Annotated in this window: 1 protein-coding gene; it reads left to right on the top strand. The window is 70.7% G+C overall.

What is annotated here, in order from left to right:
• On the top strand, nt 1-1482 hold a 1482-nt coding region (locus ACWCQS_RS46010), incomplete at its 5' end, for an ISL3 family transposase (RefSeq protein ID WP_451009994.1).
• Nucleotide 1483 lies beyond the last annotated feature (1 nt).

Below are 1483 nucleotides of genomic sequence, written 5' to 3'. Positions count from 1 at the left end.
GCGGGTGCGGAGTGTCCGTCGTGCGGAACGCCCTCAGGCCGCGTTCACAGCAGCTACGTGCGTCGGCTCGACGACAGCGCCGCAGCCCAGCGTCGCGTCGTGATCGAGTTACGGGTCCGCCGGTTCCGCTGCCGCCAACAAGCCTGCACACGAAGCACGTTCGTCGAGCAGGTCGAGGGCGTCACCTTCCGGTACGGACGGCGGAGTCAGCAGCTCCAGACCGCGTTGCAGCGGCTCGGGCTCATGCTCGCTGGCCGGGCCGGCTCCCGCCTGGCCGAGACTTTCGCCGTCCCAGTCAGTCGCTCCACGCTGCTCAGACTGATACGCGCGGTTCCCGAGCCCGTGCCGCCGGCGCCGCGCGTGCTGGGGATCGACGAGTTCGCCCTGCGCAAGGGCCACGTCTACGCAACCATTTTGGTCGACATCGAGACCCGCCGACCGGTCGACCTGCTGCCGGATCGCAGCGTCGAGACCGTCCGCTCCTGGCTGGCCGCCCACCCCGGCGTGAAGGTCATCTGCCGTGACCGCTCCGCCCTCTACGCCGAGGCCGCACGGCTCGGCGCCCCGGACGCCATCCACGTCGCCGACCGCTTTCACCTGTGGCAGAACCTCGCTGGTGCCGTCGAGAAGACCGTGCTCCAGCACCGAGCCCTGCTGCCCGAACCCCCGCCACCCGCCGGTCCCTCGCAGCCCGTCTCCTTGTCGGCCACCGCTGCCGAGCCACGCCGGACCGGACGCTTGTCGGACCGCGTCCGTGAACAGCACGCGGCCGTCCACGCCCTGATCCGCGAGGGCGTCAGCCTCCGCGCCATCGGCCGGCGACTGGGCCTGGCTCGTGGCACCGTGCGCCGCCTGGCCCACGCCTCGGACCCTGACGAACTGCTGGTCGGCCGCTGGACGGGACGCACCAGCATCCTCGACCCCTACAAGCCCTACCTCCACCAGCGGTATGCCGAGGGCGGCACCGTCGCCCGCCGGCTGTTCGAGGAGATCCGGCAACGGGGCTACCCGGGCCAGGAGCAGGTCGTCCGCGTCTACGTGCGGCGGCTGCGCGAAGCGTTCCCGCAACAGGATCCGCCCCGCCGCAAGCCGTCGGTCCGGGACGTGACCGGGTGGATCACCCGCCATCCCGACCGGCTCGACATCGACGACGCGCAGCAACTCAAGGAGATCCTCGCGCGCGTCCCGGCGCTTGCCCGGACCGCCGAGCACGTCCGCGCCTTCGCTGAGCTGATGAACGACCGCCGCGGCCACCAGCTCGAAGACTGGATCGCCCGCGTCCAACAAGACCCGATCCCCGCTCTGCAGACCTTCGCCACTGGCCTCCTGCAGGACCTCGACGCCGTCGTCGCGGGGCTGACCCTGCGCTACAGCTCCGGTGCGGTCGAGGGCCACAACAACAAGATCAAGATGATCAAGCGTCAGATGTTCGGCCGCGCCAACTTCGACCTCCTGCGCAAGCGCGTCCTCCATGCGGCATAAG

This window comes from Streptomyces sp. NPDC002076 (genome assembly GCF_053593835.1).
This window is presented reverse-complemented; position numbering and strand designations above follow the sequence as displayed.